The following is a 2971-nucleotide window of genomic DNA, read 5'->3' on the forward strand; positions in this document are numbered from 1 at the left end:
GCTGTACTGGTCTTGTTTGCTGACCAAATTTTGAAACCTTTTGGGCATCCACCCGATTCGTGAAAAAGGCTATTCCCATTGAGACAGTTTTTTCTAATTAGAAATCCTTTCCCGCATACTGAAAATAGGCGTCTGAGGGCCTTTGGCCACGAAGTCGCTCCGCGACACTACGTACCCCTTGAGTGGATCAGTCGCGGAGCGACTTCTCAGCTGAGGAACGAGGTTTAGAGACGCCGCTTTCAATCGACGGGAGAGGGATTTATCAAACCTGTCCCCAAAACAAAAACACCCCCTCTCCCACCCGCGTAGCGGGCTTGTTATTGGGAGAGGGGGCTGGGGGGTGAGGGCCTAGATGCTGACTTCCTTGCCCTGCTCGGCGGAGGCGTAGATGCCGCTGAGCATCTTCTGCACCATGACACCGTGCTCGACGGGGCACTCGTTGGGGCGACCGTCTCTCACGACCTCGATGAAGTGCTGGATCTTGTACTGCCACATGTCCCACTTGGGGTAGTACGCGGGGGTAGCGTTGATCATGTAGCCTTCCCAGTCCGTGTAGGTCTCCGACGTGCTCCAGATGACGCCGCCCTTCTCGCCCATGATCTGAATGTCGAAGACATCCTCTTTGATATGGTTGCAGAAGCTCGACTCCAGCGTGAGAATGGTGCCATTGTCAAAACGAATCATACCGGCGGCCAGGTCCTCGACCGTGTAGGTCTCGTGATCCCAGCCCGGCCATTGGCTCTTGACCTCGCTGGGCTTGTTGCCCATCCAGGTCCAGGTGTTGCCGGTCGCGGTGATCGGGGTCGGGTTGCCGATGAGGCTGTGCGCGGTATCCAGGATATGCACGCCAATATCAATCATCGGGCCGCCACCTTGCAGCTCCTTGCGGCCAAAGACACCCCAGTTCGGGATGCCACGGCGGCGCAGGGCCTGAGCGCGGACATACATAATCTTGCCCAGTGCGCCGCTCTCGATGAGATCACGGACGTACTTGCTCTTGGGCTCGTAGCGGTGCTGGAAACCCATGACGAACTTGACGCCATTGGCATGAACGGCATCGGCAATCGCCTGTGCCTCGGTGGGGTTCATCGCAATCGGCTTCTCGCAGAGAATGTCTTTTCCTGCATTGGCCGCCGCAATCGCTGCCTTGGCATGCACACCGTTGGGCGTACACACCGAGATCGCATCAATATCGTCGCCCACGGTCTTGAGCATCTCATTAAAATCGGTAAAGAGATGATCGGTCGCGACGCCATGCTTGTTGTGCATCACGTCGAGTGCCACCTGGCGAATATCCGCCCCCGCGACAATCGAAACACCCGGAATCTTGGTCATGTAGCCGATGTGGGTCTGCGCGATCCCACCACAGCCAATAAAGCCGACACGGAGGGGCTTGGCCTCAACAGCAGTGCCCTCGGAGATTGTTGTGATTTCTGTATCCATTGAAAAAACCTTCCGGGTAAAACCTTACGCCAGAGCCGTGCCAGAATCCTGCCCAAAAGCCAAAATTCTTCAGGCGGTATACTAAATCATCATGTCCACCGTTTCCAGCTTTGACGAACGTACTCGTGCGCATCAGATTTACGAAGAGCAACTTAAAGCTTTATTGGAGCCAACCTACCTCGGAAAAGTGATTGCGATTCATCCAGGTACAGGAGAATATGCCATTGGAGAAACCCGAAAAGCGGCAGGAATGGCCCTCTGGGAACGCTTCAAAGACGGCAGCATTGTTGTCTTTCGGATCGGCCCTCCCACGGAAGATGACATCCGTATGTTCTATCGCCTAGAGGCAGAGAAGCAGATTTCTCAACAAGAGCGTCCGCAATGACGGGGTCTTTCTCCCGCAACGCAGGCCGAATCACTCTGCGACTCTATCGGCCCGATGAAGTCGCTTTTGATATCGAATTTTTGATCGATACGGGATTTGCGGGTGAAATCAAGCTCTCTCCCTACTGGATTGGAACACTGCGTCTCCCCAAACTCTGGAACGAAGAATTTACGATGGCAGACGGTCGTGTTTCTCCGTATGAAATCTATGCGGCAGAGTGCGAGTGGGCAGGTGAGAAGCGCTTGGTAGAAGCCGTGGAGATGGTGGGTGAGCCCATGATTGGCATTGACCTCCTACGCGACTTCTCGCTTTTTTTGGAAGTGCGCGATGGTGGTGCCGTTGAGATCAAGGCTCTATGATCTCCGTTATTCTCCACGAACCCGACATGCCTCAGAACACCGGCAATATCGTCCGACTGTGCGCCAACGCGGGCGCGGCGCTACATCTGATCGAGCCGCTGGGCTTTGCCTGGGACGACAAGCGCCTGCGCCGGGCGCATTTAGACTACGAGGAGTTCGCTGAAGTCCAGCGCCACGCGGGCTGGGAAGCGTGCAAAGTGGCGCTTACGGGAAGCCGTATTTTTGCCATCGAGACCGGCGGGACAGCAACCCCCTACGAAACCGAGTTCCAGCCCGGCGACGCGCTTCTCTTCGGCTCCGAGTCCCGCGGCCTCCCGGAGGAAATTCTCGCTGAAGTGACCGTGCTGACGCTCCCGATGATGCCAGGCAGTCGGAGCCTGAACCTCTCCAACGCCGTCGCCATCACAGTCTATGAGGCATGGCGACAGCTTGCCTTTGCCACCGCCACACCTCTAGGAACTCCGCCCCGAGAGCGCTCCTTTGCGTTCTTCAACGGGAACCCGGGGCAAACGCCGGGGGATCGAGAATCGGGCGCATAAATGAGCCCGCTGTTGCGGCAAGACCCATGAATGGGCCTACAGAATATAAGACTCACCAGTAGGTGTAGCCGGTCAGGTGAACCTCGAAGCGCTCGGTGTCAGTAAACTCAGTGACGATATAGGAGTGAGGGATACATGCAATTTTTAGTCGGATGGAGTCGGGAGTGGCTTGTGGGTCTGCAATGGCTTCGAATAGAGGACGATACACAGGAATATCGTCAGGAAAAGACTCCCAGATTTGGTCA

At 55.9% G+C, this 2971-nt stretch carries 5 protein-coding genes; 3 read left to right on the top strand and 2 right to left on the bottom strand.

Going from position 1 to position 2971, the window contains the following annotated elements; translation table 11 throughout:
* Positions 1-348: 348 nt before the first annotated feature.
* Positions 349-1443, bottom strand: a complete 1095-nt coding sequence (locus RMO15_RS24675; protein ID WP_309718874.1) for a Gfo/Idh/MocA family oxidoreductase — start codon at positions 1441-1443, stop codon at positions 349-351.
* Between the two features lie 91 nt (positions 1444-1534).
* Between RMO15_RS24675 and RMO15_RS24680 the strand changes: the two genes are divergently transcribed.
* Genes RMO15_RS24680 through RMO15_RS24690 form a run of 3 tightly spaced genes read left to right on the top strand, consistent with a single transcriptional unit; the run spans position 1535 to position 2726 of the window.
* A complete protein-coding gene (locus RMO15_RS24680; RefSeq protein ID WP_309718877.1) occupies positions 1535-1828 on the top strand; it encodes a hypothetical protein in 294 nt (97 codons plus the stop codon).
* Entirely contained in the window at positions 1825-2187 is a 363-nt protein-coding gene (locus RMO15_RS24685) for a hypothetical protein (protein ID WP_309718880.1), read from the top strand. Before RMO15_RS24680 ends, RMO15_RS24685 begins: the two co-directional genes overlap by 4 nt.
* Positions 2184-2726 (top strand): tRNA (cytidine(34)-2'-O)-methyltransferase, encoded by a 543-nt coding sequence (locus tag RMO15_RS24690; RefSeq protein WP_309718883.1) that lies wholly within the window; start codon positions 2184-2186, stop codon positions 2724-2726. Before RMO15_RS24685 ends, RMO15_RS24690 begins: the two co-directional genes overlap by 4 nt.
* A 52-nt stretch (positions 2727-2778) precedes the next feature.
* Here the strand turns inward: RMO15_RS24690 and RMO15_RS24695 are convergent.
* The coding region (locus tag RMO15_RS24695) for a hypothetical protein (RefSeq protein ID WP_309718886.1) at positions 2779-2971 on the bottom strand (193 nt) is incomplete at its 5' end.

The sequence above is a fragment of the Armatimonas sp. genome, assembly GCF_031410135.1.
Lineage (GTDB): Bacteria > Armatimonadota > Armatimonadia > Armatimonadales > Armatimonadaceae > Armatimonas.